Source organism: Bartonella rattaustraliani AUST/NH4 (genome assembly GCF_000312565.1).
GTDB classification, from domain to species: Bacteria; Pseudomonadota; Alphaproteobacteria; order Rhizobiales; family Rhizobiaceae; genus Bartonella; species Bartonella rattaustraliani.
Window position 1 is genome coordinate 38,491 of record NZ_CALW02000031.1, and the last position, 25,922, is coordinate 64,412.

The 25,922-nt window shown below is 39.3% G+C and carries 23 protein-coding genes; 6 read left to right on the plus strand and 17 right to left on the minus strand.

Annotation, left to right across the window (positions count from 1 at the left end; all coding sequences use genetic code 11):
* Positions 1-14 precede the first annotated feature (14 nt).
* On the minus strand, positions 15-971 hold the full coding sequence (locus tag BN67_RS04855; protein ID WP_019223017.1) for an acetyl-CoA carboxylase carboxyltransferase subunit alpha: 957 nt from the start codon (positions 969-971) through the stop codon (positions 15-17).
* A gap of 78 nt (positions 972-1,049) precedes the next feature.
* Positions 1,050-1,988, minus strand: a complete 939-nt coding sequence (locus BN67_RS04860) for a site-specific tyrosine recombinase XerD (RefSeq protein WP_019223018.1) — start codon at positions 1,986-1,988, stop codon at positions 1,050-1,052.
* 263 nt (positions 1,989-2,251) lie between these two features.
* Between BN67_RS04860 and BN67_RS04870 the strand changes: the two genes are divergently transcribed.
* The 4 genes from BN67_RS04870 to BN67_RS04885 all read left to right on the plus strand — a co-directional run bounded on the left by BN67_RS04870 (position 2,252) and on the right by BN67_RS04885 (position 5,194).
* Positions 2,252-2,884, plus strand: a complete 633-nt coding sequence (locus tag BN67_RS04870; RefSeq protein ID WP_019223020.1) for a shikimate kinase — start codon at positions 2,252-2,254, stop codon at positions 2,882-2,884.
* Positions 2,859-3,992: a 3-dehydroquinate synthase gene (gene aroB / locus BN67_RS04875; RefSeq protein WP_019223021.1), complete on the plus strand. Its 1,134-nt coding sequence runs from the start codon at positions 2,859-2,861 to the stop codon at positions 3,990-3,992. The genes BN67_RS04870 and aroB overlap by 26 nt, the downstream gene beginning before the upstream one ends.
* A gap of 396 nt (positions 3,993-4,388) precedes the next feature.
* Positions 4,389-4,784 (plus strand): MliC family protein, encoded by a 396-nt coding sequence (locus tag BN67_RS04880; RefSeq protein ID WP_019223022.1) that lies wholly within the window; start codon positions 4,389-4,391, stop codon positions 4,782-4,784.
* Between the two features lie 17 nt (positions 4,785-4,801).
* A complete protein-coding gene (locus BN67_RS04885; protein WP_019223023.1) occupies positions 4,802-5,194 on the plus strand; it encodes an MliC family protein in 393 nt (130 codons plus the stop codon).
* Positions 5,195-5,207: 13 nt separating this feature from the next.
* On the opposite strand, the gene mnhG is transcribed toward BN67_RS04885, so the two are convergent.
* The 7 genes from mnhG to BN67_RS04920 form a co-directional block, all read right to left on the minus strand.
* Positions 5,208-5,618, minus strand: a complete 411-nt coding sequence (gene mnhG / locus BN67_RS04890; protein ID WP_019223024.1) for a monovalent cation/H(+) antiporter subunit G — start codon at positions 5,616-5,618, stop codon at positions 5,208-5,210.
* Positions 5,615-5,896 carry a K+/H+ antiporter subunit F gene (locus BN67_RS04895; protein ID WP_019223025.1) on the minus strand — a complete coding sequence of 94 codons (282 nt, stop codon included), beginning with the start codon at positions 5,894-5,896 and terminating at the stop codon, positions 5,615-5,617. The genes mnhG and BN67_RS04895 overlap by 4 nt, the downstream gene beginning before the upstream one ends.
* Positions 5,893-6,378 (minus strand): Na+/H+ antiporter subunit E, encoded by a 486-nt coding sequence (locus tag BN67_RS04900; RefSeq protein WP_019223026.1) that lies wholly within the window; start codon positions 6,376-6,378, stop codon positions 5,893-5,895. The genes BN67_RS04895 and BN67_RS04900 overlap by 4 nt, the downstream gene beginning before the upstream one ends.
* Positions 6,375-7,997, minus strand: a complete 1,623-nt coding sequence (locus BN67_RS04905; protein ID WP_019223027.1) for a monovalent cation/H+ antiporter subunit D — start codon at positions 7,995-7,997, stop codon at positions 6,375-6,377. The genes BN67_RS04900 and BN67_RS04905 overlap by 4 nt, the downstream gene beginning before the upstream one ends.
* Positions 7,997-8,338, minus strand: a complete 342-nt coding sequence (locus BN67_RS04910; RefSeq protein ID WP_019223028.1) for a Na+/H+ antiporter subunit C — start codon at positions 8,336-8,338, stop codon at positions 7,997-7,999. The genes BN67_RS04905 and BN67_RS04910 overlap by 1 nt, the downstream gene beginning before the upstream one ends.
* Positions 8,338-11,259 carry a monovalent cation/H+ antiporter subunit A gene (locus BN67_RS04915; RefSeq protein WP_019223029.1) on the minus strand — a complete coding sequence of 974 codons (2,922 nt, stop codon included), beginning with the start codon at positions 11,257-11,259 and terminating at the stop codon, positions 8,338-8,340. Before BN67_RS04915 ends, BN67_RS04910 begins: the two co-directional genes overlap by 1 nt.
* A gap of 240 nt (positions 11,260-11,499) precedes the next feature.
* Positions 11,500-11,982, minus strand: a complete 483-nt coding sequence (locus tag BN67_RS04920; protein WP_019223030.1) for a BA14K family protein — start codon at positions 11,980-11,982, stop codon at positions 11,500-11,502.
* Positions 11,983-12,136: 154 nt separating this feature from the next.
* On the opposite strand from BN67_RS04920, the gene nspC reads away from it, so the two are divergent.
* Entirely contained in the window at positions 12,137-13,234 is a 1,098-nt protein-coding gene (gene nspC, locus BN67_RS04925) for a carboxynorspermidine decarboxylase (protein WP_019223031.1), read from the plus strand.
* A 55-nt stretch (positions 13,235-13,289) separates the two neighbouring features.
* On the plus strand, positions 13,290-14,528 hold the full coding sequence (locus BN67_RS04930; RefSeq protein WP_019223032.1) for a saccharopine dehydrogenase family protein: 1,239 nt from the start codon (positions 13,290-13,292) through the stop codon (positions 14,526-14,528).
* A 225-nt stretch (positions 14,529-14,753) separates the two neighbouring features.
* Here the strand turns inward: BN67_RS04930 and lpdA are convergent, their stop codons facing one another.
* The 8 genes from lpdA to BN67_RS04970 form a co-directional block, all read right to left on the minus strand.
* On the minus strand, positions 14,754-16,160 hold the full coding sequence (lpdA, locus tag BN67_RS04935) for a dihydrolipoyl dehydrogenase (RefSeq protein ID WP_019223033.1): 1,407 nt from the start codon (positions 16,158-16,160) through the stop codon (positions 14,754-14,756).
* 32 nt (positions 16,161-16,192) lie between these two features.
* The gene (odhB, locus tag BN67_RS04940; protein ID WP_019223034.1) at positions 16,193-17,413 is read right to left on the minus strand and encodes a 2-oxoglutarate dehydrogenase complex dihydrolipoyllysine-residue succinyltransferase; all 1,221 of its coding nucleotides are present in this window, start codon (positions 17,411-17,413) and stop codon (positions 16,193-16,195) included.
* Positions 17,414-17,447: 34 nt separating this feature from the next.
* Positions 17,448-20,447, minus strand: coding sequence for a 2-oxoglutarate dehydrogenase E1 component (locus BN67_RS04945; RefSeq protein ID WP_019223035.1), 3,000 nt, complete (start codon positions 20,445-20,447; stop codon positions 17,448-17,450).
* 150 nt (positions 20,448-20,597) lie between these two features.
* Positions 20,598-21,500, minus strand: a complete 903-nt coding sequence (gene sucD, locus BN67_RS04950; RefSeq protein ID WP_019223036.1) for a succinate--CoA ligase subunit alpha — start codon at positions 21,498-21,500, stop codon at positions 20,598-20,600.
* Positions 21,501-21,503: 3 nt separating this feature from the next.
* Positions 21,504-22,700: an ADP-forming succinate--CoA ligase subunit beta gene (gene sucC / locus BN67_RS04955; protein WP_019223037.1), complete on the minus strand. Its 1,197-nt coding sequence runs from the start codon at positions 22,698-22,700 to the stop codon at positions 21,504-21,506.
* Positions 22,701-22,792: 92 nt separating this feature from the next.
* On the minus strand, positions 22,793-23,755 hold the full coding sequence (gene mdh, locus BN67_RS04960; protein ID WP_019223038.1) for a malate dehydrogenase: 963 nt from the start codon (positions 23,753-23,755) through the stop codon (positions 22,793-22,795).
* A gap of 280 nt (positions 23,756-24,035) precedes the next feature.
* A complete protein-coding gene (gene zapE, locus BN67_RS04965) occupies positions 24,036-25,211 on the minus strand; it encodes a cell division protein ZapE (RefSeq protein WP_019223039.1) in 1,176 nt (391 codons plus the stop codon).
* Positions 25,212-25,288: 77 nt separating this feature from the next.
* On the minus strand, positions 25,289-25,828 hold the full coding sequence (locus BN67_RS04970; RefSeq protein ID WP_026088176.1) for an AprI/Inh family metalloprotease inhibitor: 540 nt from the start codon (positions 25,826-25,828) through the stop codon (positions 25,289-25,291).
* Positions 25,829-25,922: the final 94 nt, after the last annotated feature.

Consider the following 25,922-nt stretch of genomic DNA (forward strand, 5'->3'; position numbering starts at 1 on the left):
TTACAAAACATGACTTATGCTAAAGACCTACCAATTTGAAGATATTTTTCCCAACGTTCTTGTTTAAGAACTTCACCATCTTTACCGGCCATAGCTTCTAAAGCAGTAAAAATCACTGCACCCGTTTCATCAACAGCACTCTGCTTGTTACGATGAGCGCCTCCTAATGGCTCGGGAATAATGCCATCAATAATCTTCAACCGGTGCAAATCTTGAGCAGTAATACGCATATTCATTGCAGCGTCTTTCGCACGTGCTGAATCACGCCATAAAATAGAAGCTGCACCTTCTGGAGAAATAACAGAGTAAATTGCATGTTCCAACATATAAACTTTGTTAGCCGCAGCAATCGCTATGGCGCCGCCTGAACCACCCTCTCCGATAACCACTGAAACAACAGGAACTTTTAAACGCAAAGTCGCGGCGGTTGATTGAGCAATTGCTTCGGCTTGACCACGTTCTTCAGCACTCACACCAGGATAAGCACCAGCTGTGTCAACAAAAGTCAGCAATGGTAAACCAAAACGATCAGCCATTTCCATAATACGTACGGCTTTGCGATACCCTTCTGGGCGTGCAGAACCAAAATTATAGCGCAAACGCGTTTGCGTATCATGACCTTTCTCTTGACCTATGTAGGCAATTGCTGCACCTTTAAAGCGTGCAAATCCTGCTTGAATAGCCTCATCTTCAGCAAATTTTCTGTCTCCTGCTAAAGGCGTAACGTCGGTCAGCAAACGTGCAGAATAGTCCATAAAATGGGGACGATCAGGATGACGAGCAACTTGTGCTTTTTGCCATGGCGATAATTTCTTATAAATATCACGCAATGCCGTTTGAGAACGCGTTTCAAGACGCACAATCTCGTCACTCATATCAAGACTGCCCTCTTCTTGAGAAATCTGTTTTAACTCAAGAATTTTTCCATCGAGATCAGCAACTGGTTTTTCAAAATCAAGATAATTATACATTGTATCCAACTTATTTGGTATCACTTATACACTTATAATGTGCTTTATAAAGTATTTTTCAAAAACATCACATTATTCTTATCCAGTCTCCTGCTCATCGGCAAGTGGATGATGCTCATTCACTAAACGGTACAGTCCTGCTTCCAACACATGTGTATAAATCTGCGTAGTAGAAATATCAGAATGACCTAACAAATGTTGAACGGCACGCAAATCGGCACCATTTTGCAAAAGATGACTAGCAAAAGCATGACGCAACACATGCGGAGAAAAATTATTACTTTTTATTCCCGCTCTTCCAGCAAGACTTTTCAACTCTCGTGCAACAACTTGTCGAGCAATATACCCTGTCTTTGAACGAGCAGGAAAAAGGTAAGAACTTGCCGCATCCTTTCCTTGATCGCGTAAGTTGAGCCACTGTAAAAGAACTTGGTATGCTTTTTTTGATAAGAGCACCACGCGCTCTTTTTTGCCCTTACCACGAACCAAAAGACTGTCTTCCTTCCCCCGAACAGCCTGCACCGGAAGGCTTACCAATTCACTAATACGCAGCCCTGTTGCATAAAGCATTTCAATCAACAGCTGAAGACGCAGTGCATGCAAATAGCCCTTTGACCCATAATCTGCTTCATCCACTTCTAATTGCGCCAAATCGAGTAATTTTGTCACCACATCCTCATTGACAATTTTAGGCAAAGGACGCCCCGAGCGGGGTGCCTCAATATCATCAGAAGGATCATCTGTTCTTAAACCCTCTGCATAAAGAAACTGATAAAACTGACGCAAAGTTGATAAACGACGCGCTTGCGAAGATGCCGCAAAACCAAGAGTGTGCATAAGAGACAAAAGACCAATTAAATCTTCTTTTTGCGCTGAAAAAATGGAAACAGAATGCGAAAGCAGTTTATCTTGTGCCCACTGCAAATCATGTTGATACGCTGCAAGCGTATGGTCGGCAGCACCCCGTTCTGCACTCATCATTTCAAGAAAACGTTCTATCACAGCACCACTGTTCATCTCATTGATTCGCTTTTCGAAAAAAGATTGAATGAATCCAAAGGAACATCAACTGACATATCCACAGTTGTTGGTTCAACAAAGACCACAAGAGTAACCATTATACTGAAAAGAACAACAAACAGAATAAAAAGAATTATGAAAAATCTGGTTAATGTTGGCATAAAATAATAAACTGTCTAAAAATACTTCACCTCTTAAGATTATGCCTGACAAAGATTAACAGGAGTTGACTTTAAAACAGATAAATGCCGAAATAAGATATGAAAAATGATCGCCCCAAACATATTCCGATAACACAGCTAAAAAATCAGCTCTTATCATTTCTTGATAAACGAGCACTTGTCTTTGTCGGTCTTATGGGTGCAGGTAAATCAGTGATTGGAAAACGTGTCGCTAACATGCTCCATTTACCCTTTTATGATTCTGATGATGAAATTGAAAAAGCTTCACAAATGACCATTACTGAACTCTTTAAAGTTTATGGAGAACCAAAATTTCGTTCTCTTGAACAACGTATTATTCTAAACCTCATGAAAAAAAAACCTCTTGTTTTAGCCACAGGTGGCGGTGCTTATATAAATGAAGATATTCGAAAAACCATTCATCAAAATGGAATATCCATCTGGCTCAAAGCCGATCTTGATATTCTCATGGAACGTGTTTTATTGCGCCCGACACGACCACTTCTTCAAACACCAAATCCGAAAGAAACCATGCAAAAACTCATGGAACAGCGTTATCCTATCTATGAAAAAGCAAACTTAACAATTAACAGCCATAAAGAAAGCCGCCAAACCGTAGCACGAAATGTCATATGGTCTATAGAACACTATCTGTATACAGAAAATAATGATAGGAACAACAAGCATGCAAGCAAAAACAGTCACTGTTGAACTGGATAAGCATTCTTATAACATCATCATTGGTCCAGATCTTATCACACAGGCGGCTTCACAGATTAAGCGCGCTCTTCAGCAAAAAGATCTTCATCAAACACGTTTAGCACTTGTTACAGATAAAAATGTTGCCTCTCTGCATTTAGAGAGATTCCAAACAGAACTAACAAAAAATAAAATTCATACTGTTCCAATCATTGTCGAAGCAGGGGAACAATCAAAGTCATTTTCAACGCTGCAAACGGTCATCAATAAAATTCTTTCTGCACGTTTAGAAAGAGGTGATTGCGTTGTTGCGTTTGGTGGCGGTGTTATTGGTGACCTGGGAGGATTTGCTGCAAGCATCATACGTCGTGGTATGAACTTCATTCAAATGCCCACAACATTACTGGCACAAATTGATTCTTCTGTTGGCGGAAAAACGGGAATCAATAGCCAGTTTGGTAAGAATCTTATCGGTACTTTTTATCAACCATGGTGCGTTATTGCTGACACTTCTCTTCTTGATACACTACCCCTACGCGAATTTCGCGCTGGCTATGCAGAAATGGTCAAATATGGTCTCATTAACCAGCCTGATTTTTTTGAATGGCTTGAAAAAAACGGGAAAAAAGTCTTTTCTAATGGCTCAATACGAACAGAAGCTATTGTCCGTTCATGCCAATTCAAAGCTGAAATTGTAGCGCGCGATGAATATGAAAAAGGGGAACGCGCATTATTAAACCTTGGCCATACATTCGGGCACATGCTTGAAACGGCAACCGCTTATGACTCAAACCGTTTAATTCACGGTGAAGCTGTCGCAATCGGAACTATTTTAGCGCACCAATTTTCCACTCAACTGAATTTAATAGATCCTACAATTACACAGCGTATTGAAACGCACTTTAAAGCCGTGGGATTGCCAACACGTATAGGAGATGTTCCAGGCCATTTACCCAATGCCGAAACACTGATGACTTTTATTGCCCAAGATAAGAAAGTTTCTCAAAACGACTTAACGTTCATATTAACACGTGGACTTGGGCAATCATTTATTGCAAAAAATGTCTCACCAGATAAAGTTTTTATCTTTTTGGAACAAAAATTAGCAGAAATCCGTTAATTCATATTGAATATAATTGATTCGTTTTTATACTTCTATTAAAGTGATAGAATGATGATGTCTGCGTAGCTCAGTAGGATAGAGCACAGGATTCCTAAAGAAATTGGGCGCTTTAAGGAGAAATCCTCAAAGTGGATCTGCTCAAATTCGGGGAAAGCTTTATGGGTAACCATATGCCAACCCCGAGCCAAGCCTCTCCTCAAATGGAAGGAAGGTGTAGAGACTGAACGGGCAGCACCTAAAAAGCGTAAGCTTCAGGGTGAAGAGACAGTCCAGACCACAAACAGTAAAGCTGGCGGTGAAAACCGAAGTGGTATGAATCCTGGGGTCGCAGGTTCGAATCCTGCCGTAGACACCATCGCATCAGTCAAATGCGTAATTATTAGGGAAGCATTTATGAAAAAAACTCTACATATTTTAGGATTTTTCACCGCTTTGAATCTATCACTCTTCAATTTAACCAACGTTCTTGCTGGTGCTTTAACCTTTGAAGTACCAGACAATCCAGAACCAATAACAGAAACAATTACTTATCAGTGCGAAACAAAAACAGGCAAAGAACGCGTTCAAGCAACTTACCTTAACACTGGCAATATTTCGTTGGTTGATTTCAGATGGCAAGGCGATCGTGTTATTGCTGCCAATGTCATCGCTACCACGGGGAAAAAATATGCGGGTGCTCAATACATCTGGTGGGAAAATAACAAAGAGATCATACTTTATGATCTTATCTATGATCCAGAAAAACAAAATCCCATACTCTGTAAAGATGAAACAACCTTATTATTCTAAATAACGGAGGAAATATGATGAAAAAAAAATTTTTTACCCTAGGACTTTTTACGACTTTAAGTTTCTTATTTTTCGGCTCAGCCAAAACCTTCGCAGGCTCTTTAATCATTGAAGTGCCAGATACCCCAGAGGCAACAGCAGAAACCATCACCTATCAATGTGATATGGAAAAAAATAAGGAACGTGTTGAAGCAACTTATCACAATGCTGAAGGAATTTCACTCGTTGATTTCAAATGGAAAGGAAAGCGTGTTATTGCGTCCAATGTCATTGCTGCTTCTGGCGCAAAATATGTAGGAGGCCCATATATTTGGTGGACAAAAGGAGATGAAGCCACATTTTATGATCTTCTAAGTGACCCAGAAGAAAAAAAGCCTATTTTCTGTGTAGCAGAAAAAAATCCACAATAAAAAATGTTTTATATCAAAAACCATGCTGACTCTCATCGCGTGATATTTGTTCCGATAAGGATGGTTTTTCCTCCCCCTTATGCGATAAAAGAGTCAGCGGTTTTTCTAATATATTTTCTGAATGATGTCGATAAGCGGCTGCCTGTGAAACCAGCATAGAAGCCACGGGTATTGTTATGAATAAAAAAATCATCAATAAAATTTCATGAAAGACAAAATGATGATCTACAAATATGGAATAAAGAAATGAAGCGATGAGAATACTTCCTGCCCCCCAACTTGTACTCAGTGACAGCATATGCAAGCGCTTATAAAAACTGGAAAGACGAACCAACCCTATTGTTCCAATCAATGTGAGACCAGATCCCAATATTAAAAAAATTGTGACAGCAATAGCAATGATAAGCGACACATCATCTTTCATTCAATAATTTCTCCCCGCATTAAAAACTTTGCCAAGGCAATACTTGATAGAGGACCTAACAGCCCAATAATAAGAGCTGCAACAAAATAAATAGTTGTTCCTGAACGAATATCGAATGTAAGAAACAAAAGAACAGTTGTTATATAAAGAGCATCTAAGCCCACAATCCGATCTTGCGCTCGTGGACCCCGAATCAACCGAAAGAGTGCAAGAATCATTGCTAGACTTAAAAAAAGCTGTGCAATAAAAATCCCCCAATAAAGAATCATCATACTCATGAAAAGATCTCCAAAAGCAATTGCTCATAACGTTTTCTAATCATCTGTTGGTAATTATATCCATTTTTAAAGTTTAAAACATGAAGCAAGAGCTCATTATTTTTTCTATTATAAGCAATCCAAACAGTTTCCGGAGTTACCGCAAGAATGCATGCTAAAACAGCCAAAGCAGTACGATTTTCAAGTAAAAGAGGAATAACAACAAAACCAGACTGCTGTTTTCGAGATCTTTTTGTTAAAACAAAGCAAGCCACTGAAGAATTTGAAACGATAGAATCAATAAACACACGAAAAATCAGACGAAAAACTGCACGCCAGTTCTTAATTGTGACCTTTTCTGGTTCAAGAAGCCGCATGATCCAACCACTCAAAAGAGCGATTATAATTCCTAAAAGCAATTGACCTAAACTCAAACCGTTTAAGGTTAACCACATTAAAACAATGAGCCCACTAAAAAAAGGAAAAGGACAAAAATAATTCATTGATGAATTCCCCTTTTTTTAAGAGAAAAGTCACCTAAAACACTCCCAATATAGTTTTGAGGATTATACAAAATCTTAGCGGTTTCAGACATATAGTGGCTAACAGGACCCGCTACAATTGTTATAAGGAAGCACAAAGCAAGAAGCACAGCAATAGGTGCAAATTCAATTACCCGCACACGCGGAATCCTTCCTTCAAGAGAAACCCAAAACGTCCGAATTCCTGTTCGCATCAAAGCGATTAAAGCGGAAAAACCGGATAGGGTAACAAAAATGAGAAAAAGCCAATCTTGGTAAACCGGTAGAAAAGCAGTCCCCTCCTCATGAGAGTGGTTTAAGATTGCCATAAACATTATAAATTTGGCAACAAAGCCCGAAAAGGGTGGAAGACCAATAATCAAAAGAGCACAGATAGCAAAACAAGTCCCAAGAATTGCCAAAGTTACTGGTAAATAAATGGCAGCTTCATCATCTTCTTCCTCTTCATCATCACCATACACTTCCATTGTGACAGACAAAACATTCGCAGCCACATCTTGACAGCGTTCCACCAGCTCCACCAAAAGAAAAAAAGCGCCAAGTGCCAAGGTTGAAGAAACAATATAAAAAAGTGCACCTGATATCAATTCTGTATGACCAATCCCAATTGCTGCTAGCAATGTACCAGAAGAAACAAGAACGCTATAAACTGCCAAACGTACCAAAACTTGGCTCGCCAAAATCCCAATAAAACCAAAAGCCATGGTGATAAGCCCACCATAAAACAAAACTGTATGACCAAAATGGCTAAAATGTCCACTTTCAGGACCAAACCATAACAATGTCAAACGTAAAATAACATAAATACCAACCTTGCTCAAAATTGCAAAAGCAGCCCCAACGGGCGCTGCAGCTACACTATAAGTTGGTATCAGCCAAAAATTCAGAGGCCACATACCCGCTTTGAGTAAAAAAGTAATCCCCAAAAGCCCAGCACCTATTTCGAATAAAACAATATCCTCAGCCGCTATATGTCTTATTTTTACAGCTAAATCAGCCATATTAAGAGTACCAACAACCCCATAAATGAGTGCAGCACCGACTAAGAAAAACAATGAAGCAACAAGGTTCACCACAACATAATGCAACCCTGCACGCACACGTAGCTGCCCAGAACCATGCAATGCAAGCCCGTAAGAAGCTGTTAACATCACTTCAAAAAATACAAATAAATTGAATAAATCACCCGTTAAAAAAGCACCATTTACTCCAACCATAAAAAATTGCATCAGTGATTGAAAATGGGGCCCCGCTTTATCCCAATGCGCGCGTGCAAACACCAACGCAGCAATGATCAACAAACTGGAAAGCAAAAGCATCATAGCGCTGAGACGATCAAGGACCAAAACGATTGCGAAGGGAGAAGGCCAATTGCCAAGCTGATAAACATCCGAAACCGGAGCAACTTCAAGAGCACGCATAATCAATAAAACAGCAATCAAAACCAACAAGCCCGCAGAAGCAAAGCTTATGGAGGATTTCAGTTTTGCACGACGTTCATCATAAAAAAGAAGGAGTGCCCCAGTACTTAACGGTAAAAGAATCGGCAAAATAAGAAGATGGTGCAAACAAGTTTCCATCATTGTACCTCACGTCCATCAACATGATCTGAACCTGTTAATCCGCGTGAAGCCAAAAGGATAACCAAAAAGAGAGCTGTCGTTGCAAAACCAATCACAATTGCTGTCAAAACCAAAGCCTGTGGAAGAGGATCGACGTAATTCTCAGGATTGATAACCGTGGAGGGATCAACAATCGGTGCAGCATTACTACGCGGTCTACTCATTGAAAATATAAAAAGATTGACACCATAGGAAATCAAAGACAAACCAAGAATGATTTGAAAAGTTCGTGGACGTAAAATGAGCCAAATGCCCGATCCAACCAAAATACCAATCCCTAAAGAAAGAATAATTTCCATTAATTTTCCTTCTCTTCCAAAAGAGGTTTCTTACCAATTCGGTAACTACGAATTGACTGGTGTGCAAGGGCAATTAAAATGAGAACAGTCGCTCCTAATACAAGAGAAAATACGCCAAAATCAAATAAAAAGGCGGAGGCTATAGGAACCTTTCCAATCAACGGAAGATGAATATATTGAAAAAAGGATGTTAAAAAAGGAGCGCCAAAAAACCAAGCCCCTGCTCCCGTTGTAACCGATAACAATAATCCAAACCCCATCCAACGTAAAGGTAAAACCCTCAAATGGCTTTCCACCCAACGAATATCACGTGCAAGATATTGCAAAATAAAGCCTATTGCTAAAGTTACACCACCGACAAACCCGCCTCCTGGAAGATCATGCCCGCGTATAAAAAGATAAATCGAAAAAGCAATAATCACTGAAAAAAGCCACCCCATAATGACAGAAGGAACAGTAAGATAATTTAAGACTGTATCCCCCACATCCCTATCAGGTTGTGCCATATCAAAAGCTTTCTGAACACGTTGTTGAAAAGGCGCCTCAATACTTTCAGGCGCAGGACGAAACCGTCGCAAAAGAGCAAAAACAGTGAGAGAAACAACCACCAAAACAACAATTTCTCCCATAGTATCAAAACCACGGAAATCAACCAACAAAACATTCACAACATTGCGACCACCAGCATCGCTGTAAGAATTTTTTAGAAAAAAATCGGAAACTGTTGTCCCTTGAGGGCGTGTCATCATCGCAAAAGAAAGCCACGCAACACCAACACCACCCACAAAAGCGATAAAGAAATCACGAATGCGACGCAAACGTACAGAAAAACACACAGACATTGAAGCAGGACTATACAAACGCTTGGGCAACCACCGTAAACCAAGTAATAATAAGACGATTGTCACCACTTCAACAACCAACTGTGTTATTGCCAAATCGGGTGCAGAAAGCCATAAAAAGGTTGCACAAGTCATCAAACCAGCGCCTCCTAAAAGCATAAGTGATGCAAGACGATGAAACTTTGCTTGCCAAGCAACAAGAAGCGCACACACTCCACCCACCAACCAAAGAGCAAGAAAAGGAATATCAAGTGGAAAAAGCGGTAATGGGCCCACCGAAATAAAACCATCATACCAAAGCAAAAGACCAACAAAGGCAAAACACAAGACAAAAATCCAACGCAATTGTATTTGCAAACGGCGTGTTGACAAAAAAGACTCCAAAGCACGTGCCCATTTCCAAGAAATAATCACGAGAATACGTTCAAAAATACGTGCTCCTTTCAAATGACGAAAAAAAGGAGGACCATCATCACAAGATAAAAAATAACGATGTCCGACAGCATAAAGAAAACCACCCCCCAATAAAGCCGCCAAACTCATCATTAATGGGGTTGTAAAGCCATGCCAAACAACCAAGCTATAGGAAATTGTCATCGGCCCTAAAACAGAGACAACGGCATTATCTAAAATAGGTCCTATTGTTAAATTAGGAAAAATACCAACTGCTAAGCAAATAAACACCAAAAATTCCATTGGTAAACGCATAAAATGCGGTGGTTCATGCGGAGTTTTAGGTAAGTTAACAGGTTTTTGTCCTAAAAAAACACCATGAATAAAACGTATAGAATAAATCACACTAAAGAGACTTGCCAGCGTTGCCACATAAGGTGCAATCCAATCAAGCCATGACTCCATATGCGTTTCAACCGCTTCAGCAAAAAACATCTCTTTCGATAAAAAACCATTCAACAAAGGAACACCAGCCATCGCTGCACTCGCTACTAAAGCAAGCGTTGCCGTAATAGGCATAGAACGATAAAGACCTGTTAGCTTACGCATATCACGCGTTCCTGTCTCATGATCAATAATGCCCGCAGCCATAAATAAAGAGGCTTTAAAAGTAGCATGATTAGCCATATGAAAGATCGCTGCCACACAAGCAAGGGAACTCCCAAGACTTAAAAGCGTGGTAATCAACCCAAGATGACTAATCGTTGAATAAGCAAGAAGTCCTTTCAAATCTTGCTGAAACATAGAAAAATAAGCACCAAGTAACAGGGTTGAGAGTCCTGAAAAGCCAACCAACCAAAACCAAGATTCTGTTCCAGAGAGAACGGGCCATAAACGAACAAGCAAAAATAGCCCTGTTTTTACCATTGTTGCTGAATGCAAATAAGACGATACAGGTGTTGGTGCAGCCATTGCACCAGGCAACCAAAAATGAAAAGGAAACTGCGCACTTTTTGTCAATCCTCCCAATAAAATACAAATAAGGATAGGACTATAAAGAGGACTTGACCGAATGATATTCCCTGACTGCAATACCTTATCCAAATCAAAACTGCCAACAGTGTATCCAATCAATAAAATCCCGATAAAAAGAACAAAACCACCAAAACCTGTGATTGTTAAAGCCATTCGTGCACCATCACGCGCACCTGCATTACGGTACCAATAGCCAATCAACAAAAAAGAAAAAATGCTAGTGAGTTCCCAAAAAACAACCAAAAAGATGAGATTTCCAGATAAAACAATCCCTGTCATTGAACCCATAAAGGCGAGAAAAAAAGAAAAAAACCGCGGCACAGAATCCGATGGGTCCATATAATAACGTGCATAGACAACAACAAGCAGCCCAATTCCTGTAATGAGTAAACAAAAAAGCCATGCAAGACCATCCATACGCAAGACCAAATCAACGCCCCACTCTGAAAGCCATGGTATATCTAAACGCACGATGTGGTTTTCGCGAACTGCTGGATAAAGCGTTATTGTAAAAAGAAGAGCGAAAAGTGCAAGAGCTCCAGCAAGCCACGCTTCATTATTTTTTGCTGTCGAACGAAAAAAACCAATAACAGCACTTCCACAAAAGGGAAGCAAAACGAGCAACATCAACATTGCTTCCCGTGTTGTCATTCTTCAAACTCCATACTGCCCTTCAATATTTTGTCATCGACAAAATCAAATTGATATTGCCCCCCTATCTTGTACTTAACGATAATAAAATTTAATAAAACTTAAAAGCATTTAAATTTTTCAAAAAACAATTGCTGCACCCCAAATGATACAGCATTGAAGTTTCCTTTTTATTTTAAAAACAATAATGCCCACGACAAGGTTTGAAAGAATTTTTTTTACATTTAAAAATGTCTACCCTTAAAAAAAGCGTGAAAGACACTGCTTACGCGGTCCATGAAAAGGCTGATAACTATTATCATTTTGATTGTAAGAACGATAACGCCTGCGACAAGATTCAATATGTTGTTTGATCATCCATGGCTTCTTTCCTTCTAAAGAAGAGGTTGAAAGCACCCCTTTCTCACTGGATACAACTCTCAATGGCGTATGCTTCGTGTTTAAATGCGAGGCTGTAACGAAAGCTGCTTCAGGATACCACCAATTATCTCCATATTTACGATAACCAGGTCGATAATTATGATAACCCTTAAAACCATTCAGTTCTCTACGTCCCGTCACAATCAAAGGGACCGCATTCTCCTGAACAGAAGCTTGAGGAACCGCTTTCGCTTTAGCGTCACTTCTATTTTGCGAAAAATCAACAATATTGGTTGTTATAATAAAGAAACTGCCAACACATATAAGAAGCAAAACATAATATAAATTTTTTTTCATACACATAACGCAAACTCAAAATATCAAAACAAAACGCAGTTACAGAAAGCCTTATCCACCATAAAACAGAAACAAATTCTTTTTTTTGAGACATTCTGTTACTCTTTGCATTAAACGTAAATCTTAAGAATAAGATCCTTCAAAAGAGAATGGGTAAATAATGATAAAAACTCCCTATTATCTTATAGATAAATCTAAGCTCATAAAAAATATGGAAATGGTTGCTCGCTTACGCGAAATATCTGGTGCAAAAATTTTGCTTGCTTTGAAATGTTTTGCCACATGGAGCGTTTTTGACTTTATGTCTGAGTTTATGGATGGCACCACATCATCCTCTCTCTATGAACTGCGATTGGGAAGAGAAAAATTTGGTAAAGAAACCCATGCCTATTCGGTCGCTTGGGCAGATCATGAAATTGATGAAGCCTGTGGTTATGCCGATAAAATAATTTTTAATTCCATTCAACAACTTCAGCGTTTTGCTGATGCAACAAAAAACATTAAACGAGGTTTAAGATTAAATCCAGGAATCAGTGCTTCCCATTTTGACCTTGCAAACCCTTCTCGCCCCTTTAGCCGTTTGGGTGAAATCAATCCAAGTGCCATAAAAGAAGTTTTGCCCCTTATAAATGGTTTGATGATTCATAACAATTGCGAAAATGCTGATTTTGATCTCTTCAATCAAATGCTCAAAAATATAGAAGAAAAATTTTCAGAACTTTTTTCTGCAATTGACTGGGTAAGTCTTGGTGGCGGAATTCATTTCACAGCTGAAAATTATCCTCTAGAAGCTTTTGCCAAACGCTTAAAAGATTTTTCAAAAACCCATAGAGTCACCGTTTTTCTGGAACCAGGAGAGGCTGCCATTACAAAAAGCACCACGCTGGAGGTAAGTGTTCTTGATACATTGTATAATGAAAAAAACCTTGCTATCGTTGACAGTTCCATTGAAGCACATATGCTTGATCTTCTTATTTATCGCGAAAATGCAAAATTAGAAACAAAACAAGGACGTCATGAAATTATGGTCTGTGGAAAATCGTGCCTTGCTGGCGATGTTTTTGGCACATTTCAATTTCCCAAGCCCCTCCAAATAGGTGACAGACTATCTTTTCAAGATGCTGCCGGCTATACAATGGTGAAAAAGAATTGGTTTAATGGCGTTGCAATGCCTGCTATTGTTATTAAAGAACTTGATGGTACCCTAAAAATTCAACGACAATTTAGCTATCATGACTACAAAAGTAGTCTTTCATAAAAAAGCCGTTTTAAAAATCATCTGGAACAGTCTTAAAGAAGGAGATCAACACACAATGAAGAAAAACATCCTCATTATTGGTGCTGGAGGTGTTGCACAAGTTGTTGCGCATAAATGTGCTCAAAACAATGATATTCTCGGTGAAATCCATATTGCTTCACGAACGCTCAAAAAATGTGAAGCCATCATTGCTTCCATTAAAGAAAAAAACACAATGAAAGAACAAGGTGTTTTTATCGGACATACACTTGATGCAATGAATGTCGAAGAAACTGTGAAACTCATAAAAAAAACAAAATGTGAAATCGTCATCAATGTTGGGTCGGCTTTTCTTAATATGTCTGTTCTTTCAGCTTGTATCGAAACAAAATGCGCTTATATCGATACTGCAATTCATGAAGACCCTTTGAAAATTTGTGAAACACCTCCCTGGTATGGCAATTATGAATGGCCCCGCCGTCAAGAATGTGAAAAAGCTAGTATAACCGCTATTTTGGGTGCTGGCTTTGATCCAGGTGTTGTCAATGCTTATGCAGCATTAGCCCATAAACACTATTTTGATACGATTACCGATATTGATATTATTGACATTAATGCCGGAAGCCATGGACGTTGGTTTGCCACCAATTTTGATCCAGAAATTAACTTTCGCGAATTTACAGGGCAGGTATGGTCTTGGCAAAATAAGCAATGGGTTTCCAATAAAATGTTTGAAGTGAGTCATGAATGGGACCTCCCCGTTGTGGGAAAACAAAAAGCCTACATGACAGGACATGATGAAATTCATTCATTATCCAAAAATCTTGATGTAAAAAATATCCGTTTCTGGATGGGATTTAGTGAACGTTATATCACTGTTTTCACTGTTTTAAAAAATCTTGGTCTCTTATCAGAACAACCCATTAAAACAGCGGAAGGACAAGAGGTTGTTCCTTTAAAAGTTGTCAAAGCTGTCTTACCTGACCCATCTTCTTTAGCACCCGAATACACAGGAAAAACATGTATTGGAAACCTTATCAAAGGCGAAAAAGATGGAAAACCAAGAGAAGTCTTTATCTATAATATAACCGATCACAAACAAGCTTTTAATGAAACCGGCGCACAAGGAATTTCCTATACTGCGGGTGTCCCAGCCGCCGCCACCGCCCTTCTTATTGCCACCGGTGAATGGGATGTTAAAACGATGGTCAATGTTGAAGAATTACCACCGCATCCTTTCTTGAAATCTCTCGATAATATGGGACTTCCTACTTATATAAGAGAACAACAAGAAGAGAAAAAACTACAGTTTTAACCCATTCTTCATGGGCTAAAAATATTCTTACATACCAGCAATAAAGAAAGAAAAGCCACCCTTCTAAGGGTGGTTTTTTAAGACACAAAGATAAAAGAACAACTTTAAATTTAAAAACGTAAAAACACCTTATTTAGAGACCAAAATAAAACAGCAAAAAATATCTTGTGCTTTTTCAAAAGGTGCAAAACCGGCACTTTGAGATATTTAATATACATAAAAACTTTAGATATGAAGTGGCTTTGCAAAGGTTGCTAAAGCTGCTTCTCGCACTGCTTCTGATAAAGTAGGATGCGCATGGCAACAACGCCCCAAATCTTCTGATGAACCACCAAATTCCATTAAAACCGCAATTTCATGGATCATTTCACCAGCACCAAATCCCAGGATATGCCCTCCTAAAACTCGATCTGTCTTTTTATCAGCAAGAATTTTAACAAATCCATCACTTTTTTGCATTGCCCGTGCACGACCATTCGCCATAAAAGGAAACTTTCCAACAGTATAATCAACACCGGCAGCTTTGAGTTCTTCTTCTGTTTTTCCGACACTAGCAATTTCCGGCTGTGTGTAAACAACACTAGGGATGACATTAAAATTAACATGGCCTTTTTGACCAGCCAAAATTTCTGCGACAGCAACACCTTCCTCTTCTGCCTTATGCGCTAACATTGGCCCTTTCACGACATCACCAATTGCATAAATTCCTGGAACATTGGTCTGCCAATGTGCATCAATGGCAATAAAGCCACGTTCATCCAATGCAACACCAACCTCTTCCAAACCAAGACCCTCTGTATAAGGAAAACGTCCTGTTGCAATAAGCACAACATCAGCCTCTAAAGTTTCAGATGCACCGTCTTTAACACCTTCAAAAACCACCTGCGCTTTTGAGCCAGATTGCGTAATGGCTGTTACTTTTGTACTAATCTTATATTCAATCCCCTGTTTTTCCATTATTTTTTGAAACTGCCGTGAAACTTCACCATCCATTGATCCCAAAACTTTATCAAGATATTCAATAATGGTGACTTTAGCACCTAAACGACTCCAAACAGAACCAAGCTCTGAACCAATGACTCCAGCACCAACGACAATCATACGCGCTGGCACTTTTTCAAGAGCAAGTGCACCCGTAGAAGAAACAATCATTTTTTCATCAATTTCAACATCCACACCAGGAATGCCAGCACTTCCTGAACCGGTAGCAATAATAATATTTTTTGTTTCTACGGTTTGTGAATTCCCATCCCTCGCCACAATTTCAATTTTACCTGCGCTTAAAATTTTTGCTGTACCAAAAAAAGTGTCAATTTTATTCTTCTTCATCAAAAAAGAAACACCACTTGTATTGGCTGTCACAACAGCTTTTTTATGCGCCATCATCTGCTCAAGATTAAGCTTAGATTTTGTGATAGAAATACCAAGTGTTTCAAAACCATGCTGTGTTTCAGCAAAAACTTCCGAAGCATGTAATAACGCTTTCGATGGAATACAGCCAACATTAAGACATGTACCACCGAGAGTCATTCTCTTCTCAATAATTGCTGTTTTAAGCCCCAATTGTGCCGCCTTTATTGCTGCAACATAACCACCTGGACCCGCGCCAATCACCACCACATCATAAGACATCCGCTTTTCCTTTCATCCTGAAAATTGTACTTTTACAAGTCAAGAACAAGACGTTCCGGATCTTCTAAACTTTCCTTAACACGCACAAGGAAAGTCACAGCTTCTTGGCCATCTACGATACGGTGATCATAAGAAAGTGCCAAATACATCATAGGACGGATCACTATTTGCCCCCCCACGACCATTGCCCGCTCTTTAATCGCATGCATTCCCAAAATACCAGATTGTGGTGCATTCAAAATTGGCGTGGACATTAACGACCCATAAACCCCCCCATTGGTAATGGTGAAAGTTCCACCCTGCATATCAGAAACAGCTAATTTTCCATCACGAGCAAGACGCCCCAAACGACCAATTTCTTTCTCAATCTCTGCCAAAGACATCTGATCCGCATTACGCACCACTGGAACAACAAGACCCTTGTCCGTTCCAACAGCAATTCCAGCATTGACATAATTTTTGTAAACAATATCAGTTCCATCAATCTCTGCATTAACAGCAGGAAGTTCCTTTAATACATGACAAACTGCTTTGGTAAAAAAGCCCATAAACCCCAGTTTAACACCATGTTTCTTTTCAAAAACATCCTTATAACGCTTGCGCAAATCCATCACCGCAGACATATCAACTTCATTAAATGTGGTTAACATTGCTGCCGTATTTTGTGCATCTTTAAGACGACGAGCAATTGTTTGACGTAATTTTGTCATACGAACCCGTTCCTCATGCACTTCCTGAACAGGAGCGCGAGAAGAACTAGAAACAGACGCAAAACGAGGTGCGGAAACAGACTCTTTTGCTCCTTGTGTCAACACATTAAGAACATCTTCTTTGAGAATTTGTCCACGCTTTCCAGAACCTGAAATATCGTTTTTTGTAAGATCATTTTCCGCCATCAATTTTGCTGCTGAAGGTGCAGGAGGCATCGCATCACCCGAAGTAAACAGCTTTGATTCAGAAGGTGTCGAAGACACAGACGCCTCAGAAGACGGCGCCGCTTTGGAAGCACCAGCAGCGCCAGCCTCCACTCTTCCTAAGAGCGCATTTACTTTAACCGTATCGCCTTCTTTTGCAATGATTTCAGATAATTTTCCCGCAACAGGTGAAGGAACTTCAACTGTTACCTTATCAGTTTCTAATTCAATCAAGGGCTCATCTAAAGCAACAGCATCACCAAGATTTTTAAACCATTTTCCAACAGTTGCTTCGGTAACCGATTCGCCCAAAGTAGGAACACGAATTTCAGTAGTCATAATATTTTTCCATACATTTCAGAGTAGTCGTAAATTAAAAGCCTAACGCGTCCTCAAGAAACGCAGCAAGCTGTTCAAGATGTTGCACCATCAACCCAGACGCAGGTGATGCACTCGCAGGACGCCCTGCATAACGTGCGCGTGAGTATTCTGCATTAATATGCGTCAAAACCCATTCTAAATAAGGCTCAATAAATGACCAAGCCCCCATATTCTTTGGTTCCTCTTGGCACCAAACAATTTCTGCCTGCAAAAAGCGCGACAACACATCCACCAAAGCTTTTGCAGGAAAAGGATAAAGCTGTTCAACACGAAGTAAATAAACATCATCAATACCCCTCTTTTCACGCTCTTCATAAAGGTCATAATAAACCTTACCCGTACAAAGAACAACACGCCGAATTTTACCATCTTTCTGCAATTTAATGACGGAATCTCTAAGACACTCCGCATCATCAAGTAGCAAACGATGAAAACTTGTTTCCGGCCCCATATCATCAAGAAGAGAAACCGCTTTCTTATGGCGTAAAAGTGATTTTGGTGTCATTAAAATCAATGGCTTACGGAAATAACGTTTAATCTGTCGGCGCAAAATATGAAAATAATTTGCAGGGGTCGTACAATTAGCAACCTGCATATTGTCTTCTGCACAAAGTTGCAAGAAACGTTCCAAACGCGCGGAAGAATGTTCTGGCCCTTGCCCTTCAAAACCATGAGGCAACAAACATACAAGACCAGACATGCGGAGCCACTTACGCTCTGCAGATGAAATAAATTGGTCAAAAATGACCTGTGCACCATTAGAAAAGTCACCAAATTGCGCTTCCCAAAGCGTTAATCCCCTTGGTTCAACAAGAGAATACCCATATTCAAAACCAAGAACAGCTTCTTCAGAAAGCATCGAGTTAACGACTTCATAAAATGCCTGTCCTTTTTGCAAATTATTCAAAGCGATATAACGTTTTTCATTTTCTTGATCGTAAAGAACGGAATGACGTTGTGAAAAAGTTCCACGTTCAACATCCTCACCGGAAAGACGAACCGGTGATCCTTCTACGCAAAGTGAACCAAAAGCAAGTGCTTCAGCTGTTGCCCAATCAACACCTTCACCAGTCTCAAAAATTTTAGCACGATTGTTTAAAAAGCGCTGGATGGTTTTATGAACATGAAAGTTTTCTGGAATTTCGACAAGTTTTTGACCAATTTCCTTTAAAGTCTTTAACTCAACCCCTGTCTTCTTATTATGTTGTTCACCAGTATTGCTTGAAGATTTGAGCCCCATCCAGCTTCCATCAAGCCAATCAGCTTTGCTAGGTTTATAAGAAGAGCTTTCTTCAAACTCACCCTCCAATTTATCACGCCAAAGCTTTTTTTTCTGTTCAATTTCTTCTACAGAAACCACCCCTTCTTCTACCAACTGATCGCCATAAAGCTGCAACGTTGTTTTGTGATTACGGATAGCCTTATACATAAGTGGCTGTGTAAAAGAAGGCTCATCGCCTTCATTATGCCCATAACGACGGTAACAAAACATATCAATGACTACTGACTTATGGAAAATTTGACGGAATTCTGTTGCTACTTTTGCAACAAAAACAACAGCCTCAGGATCATCACCATTCACATGAAAAATAGGAGCATCAATCATTTTTGCTACATCAGATGGATAAGGTGAAGAGCGCAAAAAGCGTGGATCTGTCGTAAAACCAATCTGATTATTAATAATGACATGAAGTGAGCCAGCAACACTGTAACCTTTTAGACCCGAAAGACCAAAAGTTTCCTGAATAACACCTTGTCCTGCAAAAGCAGCATCACCATGAATCAGCAATGGCAAAACTTTCGAGCGTTCACTCAATGAAATGCTATCACTATGCATAAGCCCTACAAGTTGATCTTGTTTAGCACGTGCCTTCCCAACAACAACTGGATCAACAATCTCCAGATGAGATGGATTGGCTAAAAGCGATAAATGAACTCTTCTACCCTCAAACTCAAGATCAGCTGAAGTTCCCAAATGATACTTGACATCACCTGATCCCTCTACATCATCAGGCTTATAAGACCCCCCTTTAAATTCATGAAAAATAGCCCTATGCGGCTTTGAGAGAACTTGTGAAAGAACATTTAAACGACCACGATGCGCCATTCCTAGAACAACTTCCTGCACACCCAAAGCACTACCACATTTAATAATTTGTGCAAGAGCAGGGATCAGCGCTTCACCACCATCAAGACCAAAACGTTTTGTTCCTTTATATTTTACATCTAAAAACTGTTCAAACCCCTCTGCCTCAACAAGCTTATTAAGAATATCTTTTTTGCATTCTTTAGCAAAGGCAATACGCTTGTCTGGCCCTTCAATACGTTCTTGAATCCATGCTTTCTGAACAGGATCAGAAATATGCATATATTCCACACCAATCGTTGAACAATAGGTACGATTGAGAATCTCAAGCATTTGCGGAATAGTTGCGTATTCGAGACCCAAAACATTATCAATAAAAATTGGACGCTCATAATCAGCAGGCGTAAAACCATAAGCTTCTGGAGAAAGTTCTTTGTAACCTTCAGGTTTTTCCGACAATTGAAGAGGATCAAGCCGTGCATGAAGATGCCCACGTACGCGAAAAGCACGAATCATCATGAGAGCATGAATAGAATCACGTGTTGCTCGAATAATATCCTGTTCGCTAGAAGTTGTCCCTTTTTGTGCAAATTCTGCTACGGACTTTTCTTTTAATTTATCACCAATATGCTTCTCAAGACCAGACCAATCGCCATCGAGAGCAGAAACGAGCTCACCATTTGCTTTTAATGGCCAATGGTCGCATTGCCATGTTGCCCCTTTAGCATTCTTTAGAACATCTTCTTTTTTATCATGAAGATTTTCAAAAAAAGTACGCCATTGTGAATCGACACTTGTGGGATCTTTTTCATATTCAGCATAAAGCTGATCTATATAATCCGCATTTCCACCATACAGAAACGATGTTTGTGCAAAAAGACTATTTATTTCGTCTTGCCTTGCCATATACCTCTCCGGAACTCTTATTCCGTCTCCTTACATTTTTTAACCCTCAAACGCTTGCAAAGCAAACAAAGATCAGAAAATTCAAAAACTTTATTTTTATTCAATAGCTCATCTCAATAAGAACATCTCTTTATTGAGGTGAGATTTCTTTTACCCCTTTAAAACCATCATCAAAGTCTTCCCTATCTGTGATGGTGAAGGAGAAACCCGAATTCCAGCGGATTCCATTGCAGCAATTTTATCTTCTGCCCCACCTTTACCACCAGAAATAACAGCGCCAGCATGGCCCATTGTACGCCCCGGAGGCGCTGTACGGCCAGCAATAAAACCAACCACAGGTTTTTTACGACCTTTTTTTGCTTCATCTTGAAGAAACTGTGCTGCATCTTCTTCAGCAGAACCACCAATCTCACCAATCATAACAATAGATTTTGTTTCATCATCGGCTAAAAACATTTCCAACACATCAATAAATTCGGTGCCCTTAACAGGGTCACCACCAATACCAATAGCTGTTGTTTGTCCCAAACCTTCATTACTTGTTTGAAAGACAGCCTCATAAGTTAAGGTCCCCGAACGTGAGACAACGCCAACAGAACCTTTTCTAAAAATAGAACCGGGCATAATACCGATCTTACATTCATCTGGTGTAAGAATACCAGGACAATTAGGACCAATAAGGCGTGATTTTGATTTTTCTAATTTTGCCTTCACCCTCACCATATCCATAACGGGAACACCTTCCGTAATACAGATAATCAAACCAACCTCAGCCTCAATAGCTTCTATAATAGCGGCCGCAGCCCCCGCAGGAGGAACATAGATAACAGAAGCATCTGCACCTGTCTTTTCTTTTCCTTCCGCAACACTGGCAAAAATAGGAAGAGTTTCTCCTTTTGAACTCTTCCATGTCTCGCCACCTTTTTTAGGATTGACGCCACCAACCATTTGTGTGCCATGATAAGCAAGCGCTTGTTCTGTATGAAACGTTCCTGTTTTTCCTGTAAGCCCTTGAACCAGAACTTTTGTATCTTTATTCACAAGAATCGACATAACTTAAGCTCCCTTCACGACTGCAACAATCTTTTGAGCAGCATCATCTAAATCATCAGCGGAAATAACATTCAAACCACTTTCACTGATAATGGCTTTACCCTGCTCGACATTCGTGCCTTCAAGACGCACAACCAAAGGAACTTTTAAACCCACTTCCCGAACAGCAGCAACCACACCTTCAGCAATGACATCACAACGCATAATGCCACCAAAAATATTAACCAAAATGCCTTTAACATTTGGATCAGCCGTAATAATTTTAAAAGCAGCGGTTACCTTCTCTTTTGAAGCACCACCACCAACATCAAGAAAGTTTGCAGGCTCAGCTCCATAAAGCTTAATAATATCCATTGTCGCCATAGCAAGACCTGCACCATTGACCATGCAACCAATTGTACCCTCAAGAGCAACATAGGCAAGATCATGTTTTGAGGCTTCTATCTCTTTTGGATCTTCTTCTGAAGCATCACGCAGTTCCCCAATATCTGGATGACGGAACAAGGCATTATTGTCAAAAGAAACTTTCGCATCAAGAACACGCAAATGACCATCTTTCATCACTATAAGCGGATTGATTTCAAGTAGACTCATATCTTTTTCACAAAATGCCTTGTAGAGAATCGGAAAAAGTTTTTCACCATCTTCTCGTGCACTATCACGTAACTCTAATGCATCACAAAGTTTTGTACAATCAGCAGAAGTAACACCCTGCGTGACATCAATGGGAAGAGTTAAGATTTTTTCTGGTGTTTCTTCAGCAACCGCTTCAATATCCATTCCCCCTTCTGTTGAAACAACGAAAGCTGCCTGACCAACTGTACGATCAACAAGCAATGAAAGATAAAGCTCTCTCTCAATATCAGCACCATCCTCAATATAAAGGCGATTAACTTGCTTACCTTCTGGACCGGTTTGTTTGGTTACCAAAGTTTTACCAAGCATTTCTTGCACATTTGCAACAACTTCTTCAACAGATTGTGCAAGACGAACACCACCTTTTGCATCAGGACCAAGTTCTTTAAACTTACCCTTACCGCGCCCACCAGCATGTATTTGACTTTTAACAACATAGAGTGGACCAGGCAATCTCTTTGCCCATTTTTCAGCTTGCTCTACGGAATAAATAGCAACACCATTTGCAATTGGTGCACCATATTCATGAAGCAGACGTTTGGCCTGATATTCATGGATATTCATGGATCTATCCTTTTCTTTTACGGATTACTTTATTAATCTTTAAATCTTAATATTGTAAATACTCTGTTTTAGTGAATAAAATATTGCCTAATTTATTTGAGAGCAGGAACAAGAGAGACACAAGCCTCACAAAGCTTCTTGACTGCATTTACTGAATGCTCAAAAGCATCTCTTTCTTCTTTATCAAGATCAATCTCAATGACTCGCTCAACACCACCAGCACCAAGGACGACAGGAACACCAACATAAGTATCCTTAACACCGTATTCACCTGAAAGATAAGCTGCAACAGGAACAACACGTTTCATATCCTTCAAATAGGCTTCAGCCATAGAAACAGCAGAAGCTGCAGGGGCATAAAAAGCAGAGCCTGTTTTTAACAAGCTAACAATCTCTGCACCACCATCACGGGTACGCTGGATGATTTGATCAATTCTTTCCTGTGTAGTCCAGCCCATTTTTACAAGATCAGGCAAAGAAATACCACCAACTGTTGAATAACGCACCAAAGGCACCATTGAATCACCGTGCCCTCCTAAAACAAACGCTGTCACATCTTTAACAGAGACCTTAAACTCCTCAGACAAGAAATAACGAAAACGTGCTGAATCAAGGATTCCAGCCATACCAACCACTTTATGTGTAGGAAGATCTGAAAATTTCTGCAATGCCCATACCATTGCATCAAGGGGGTTGGTAATACAAATAACAAATGCTGAAGACGCATATTTTTTTATTCCAGCACCAACCTGTTCCATCACTTTTAAATTAATGCCCAAAAGGTCATCACGGCTCATACCAGGTTTTCTCGCAACACCTGCTGTGACAATGACAACATCAGCACCTTCAATTGCCTCATAAGTATCCGTACCTTTCAAGCTGATATCAAAACCATCAACGGGTGAAGAGGCGGCAATATCTAAAGCCTTACCCTGTGGTATACCTTCCGCAATATCAAATAAGATAACATCACCAAGTTCTTTAAGCCCAATAATATGTGCTAAAGTACCACCAATCATACCTGAACCAATGAGAGCTATTTTTTTTCGTGCCATTTTATTTTTCCTAACATTAGAATTTAGAATACACTTACCAGCGCTTGTATGTTAAATGTTTTTTTGGACCTTAGCCATATTTTTAATGATATTTTCAAAAAAGATAAAGATGAGATTCATTAAAACATCTTGACTTCATCATAGAAGCCACAATGTTCCCCTGAAACATACTATCAGAAAATTATTATACTCTATCGATAAAGTGAATTTTTTAAAAATACAATAGAATTATTATACTTCTTTTCATTACTTTTACAGTGGATATAAGATAGAATTGCACTTATTTTTTGTCTTTCAAAGTAAAATGTTCTTCCCAAAGTTTTAAATAATCTTGACTTTGCATTTCGAAAAGGCGCGATTGTGTTCTTTTAAATTCAAATGTTTCGGATGTTTGCGCATACCCCTTATACAAATCTTCAAGTTTTACTGCTGCCGACATAAATAATCTTATATGACGTTCATAAAGAATATCAATAAGTAAAATAAACCGTTTTGTTTCATTGCGGCTTGTATCATCCATCACCGGTACATTATCAATAAAAATCGTATGATAACGCTCTCCTAAAACTAAATACTCAGCCGCAGCCAAGGGCTTGGCACATAAATCTTGATAATCAAAGCGCGCACAACCTGCTCCAGTACGTGGAATATGAAGAAAGCGTCCTCTTATAGGAAGTTCATCAGATGTTTCCCTTTTTCCTTGCAATACCATCGTCCATGCTTGATCCATAAACTTCTTTGCTTTCAATCCTAACGGCGTTATATACACATGTTGTAAATTTGACTTTTCAAGACGATAATCTGTTTTTGCATCAAGATTAACAACACAAACATGTGCTTTCAAATCCTTAATAAAAGGCAAAAAAAGCTCTCTATTTAACCCATTGTAATAAAGATTATTAGGCGCAACATTTGAAGTTGCAACAAAAAAAACGCCTTTATCAAATAAAGCTGAAACAAGGCGACCAAGCACCATAGCATCAGCAATATCTGTTACACTAAATTCATCAAAACAAAGCACCTGGGTTTCTCGTGCGAGGTCTTCAGCAACAGCTAAAATAGGATTATTTGGTGCAGATTTTGTGTGTTTTGCTGCTTGACGATAAACATTAATACGCTCATGGACATCAGCCATAAAATCATTAAAATGAGCGCGTCTCTTACGCTTTTGTGGCAAACAAGAAAAAAACAAATCCATCAGCATGGTTTTGCCTCGCCCTACTTCACCGTAAATATACAATCCCCGAAAAAAATTCTCTCCATCACCTTGCTCACGAGAAAAAAGTTGTTTTTTTCTTTTAAAGAAATGCAAAAATGCCCAAGAATGAGAAACATTTTGTTCCGTAATTTTTTGTAATAAATGATCAAAATGCTCTGTTAAATCCAATTGAGCCGGATCCAAACTTATTTCTTTTTTGGACACCAGCTCTTTATAACGCGTTGAAACCAAAGTCATACAGATAACCTTTTTTCAAACGGTTTCTAATGAAAAAACACGTTTTTTCACAGACCTATACATATTTTATAAACAATCTAACGGCTTAAAACAACGGGGGCACCATCAAGTGTACGCCCCTCAAAGCGATCAACACTGGAAGAATAAAAGGCAACGATAACACGTCCTGAATTATTATAAAAATACAATCTTTTTCCTCTAATAGCCCACGAATTTACCTGAGAAATGATTCCTGGACAATGTAAAGGACCAGCCCGATACCCTTGACCAAATTTTGTTTGCGGTGTTGCAATTCGGCAAGATTTACCCCCTATAGAAAGATTCCAAACCCCAGCGATACTTGCAGGAAATAAATCAATAGCGTTGGCTGATATCTCAAGATGAGCCATTTGTCCATCACTTCGAGCATCTCCTTGCTCATACATTGAATCATTTGCTTCTTCATATTTTGCTTCTTCATATGTTGAAGAAGAAGGATTTGACGTGACTTCAAATGTTGACATTTGTTGAACGGGATAAAAAACGCCCATGTTGTTGTCATTCCGCGGAGCTAAACATCCCGTTAAAAATGTTGCAGTTGATATTACTACGAAAAATGAAGTTTTTGAAAATGACATATCTATACTCTCTCCCACGACAATCAATAGGTTTTCTTAAAGTTTAAGTTTTAAACATTTTATTATAGGGTATTTTACAAAGATAAATTAACAA

What these genes read in the sequence shown, in the direction of transcription:
- BN67_RS04855 (WP_019223017.1), bottom strand. Translation starts at nt 971, where the DNA reads ATGTATAATTATCTTGATTTTGAAAAACCAGTTGCTGATCTCGATGGA.
- BN67_RS04860 (WP_019223018.1), bottom strand. Translation starts at nt 1,988, where the DNA reads ATGAACAGTGGTGCTGTGATAGAACGTTTTCTTGAAATGATGAGTGCA.
- BN67_RS04870 (WP_019223020.1), top strand. Translation starts at nt 2,252, where the DNA reads ATGAAAAATGATCGCCCCAAACATATTCCGATAACACAGCTAAAAAAT.
- aroB (WP_019223021.1), top strand. Translation starts at nt 2,859, where the DNA reads ATGCAAGCAAAAACAGTCACTGTTGAACTGGATAAGCATTCTTATAAC.
- BN67_RS04880 (WP_019223022.1), top strand. Translation starts at nt 4,389, where the DNA reads ATGAAAAAAACTCTACATATTTTAGGATTTTTCACCGCTTTGAATCTA.
- BN67_RS04885 (WP_019223023.1), top strand. Translation starts at nt 4,802, where the DNA reads ATGAAAAAAAAATTTTTTACCCTAGGACTTTTTACGACTTTAAGTTTC.
- mnhG (WP_019223024.1), bottom strand. Translation starts at nt 5,618, where the DNA reads ATGAAAGATGATGTGTCGCTTATCATTGCTATTGCTGTCACAATTTTT.
- BN67_RS04895 (WP_019223025.1), bottom strand. Translation starts at nt 5,896, where the DNA reads ATGAGTATGATGATTCTTTATTGGGGGATTTTTATTGCACAGCTTTTT.
- BN67_RS04900 (WP_019223026.1), bottom strand. Translation starts at nt 6,378, where the DNA reads ATGAATTATTTTTGTCCTTTTCCTTTTTTTAGTGGGCTCATTGTTTTA.
- BN67_RS04905 (WP_019223027.1), bottom strand. Translation starts at nt 7,997, where the DNA reads ATGGAAACTTGTTTGCACCATCTTCTTATTTTGCCGATTCTTTTACCG.
- BN67_RS04910 (WP_019223028.1), bottom strand. Translation starts at nt 8,338, where the DNA reads ATGGAAATTATTCTTTCTTTAGGGATTGGTATTTTGGTTGGATCGGGC.
- BN67_RS04915 (WP_019223029.1), bottom strand. Translation starts at nt 11,259, where the DNA reads ATGACAACACGGGAAGCAATGTTGATGTTGCTCGTTTTGCTTCCCTTT.
- BN67_RS04920 (WP_019223030.1), bottom strand. Translation starts at nt 11,982, where the DNA reads ATGTGTATGAAAAAAAATTTATATTATGTTTTGCTTCTTATATGTGTT.
- nspC (WP_019223031.1), top strand. Translation starts at nt 12,137, where the DNA reads ATGATAAAAACTCCCTATTATCTTATAGATAAATCTAAGCTCATAAAA.
- BN67_RS04930 (WP_019223032.1), top strand. Translation starts at nt 13,290, where the DNA reads ATGAAGAAAAACATCCTCATTATTGGTGCTGGAGGTGTTGCACAAGTT.
- lpdA (WP_019223033.1), bottom strand. Translation starts at nt 16,160, where the DNA reads ATGTCTTATGATGTGGTGGTGATTGGCGCGGGTCCAGGTGGTTATGTT.
- odhB (WP_019223034.1), bottom strand. Translation starts at nt 17,413, where the DNA reads ATGACTACTGAAATTCGTGTTCCTACTTTGGGCGAATCGGTTACCGAA.
- BN67_RS04945 (WP_019223035.1), bottom strand. Translation starts at nt 20,447, where the DNA reads ATGGCAAGGCAAGACGAAATAAATAGTCTTTTTGCACAAACATCGTTT.
- sucD (WP_019223036.1), bottom strand. Translation starts at nt 21,500, where the DNA reads ATGTCGATTCTTGTGAATAAAGATACAAAAGTTCTGGTTCAAGGGCTT.
- sucC (WP_019223037.1), bottom strand. Translation starts at nt 22,700, where the DNA reads ATGAATATCCATGAATATCAGGCCAAACGTCTGCTTCATGAATATGGT.
- mdh (WP_019223038.1), bottom strand. Translation starts at nt 23,755, where the DNA reads ATGGCACGAAAAAAAATAGCTCTCATTGGTTCAGGTATGATTGGTGGT.
- zapE (WP_019223039.1), bottom strand. Translation starts at nt 25,211, where the DNA reads ATGACTTTGGTTTCAACGCGTTATAAAGAGCTGGTGTCCAAAAAAGAA.
- BN67_RS04970 (WP_026088176.1), bottom strand. Translation starts at nt 25,828, where the DNA reads ATGTCATTTTCAAAAACTTCATTTTTCGTAGTAATATCAACTGCAACA.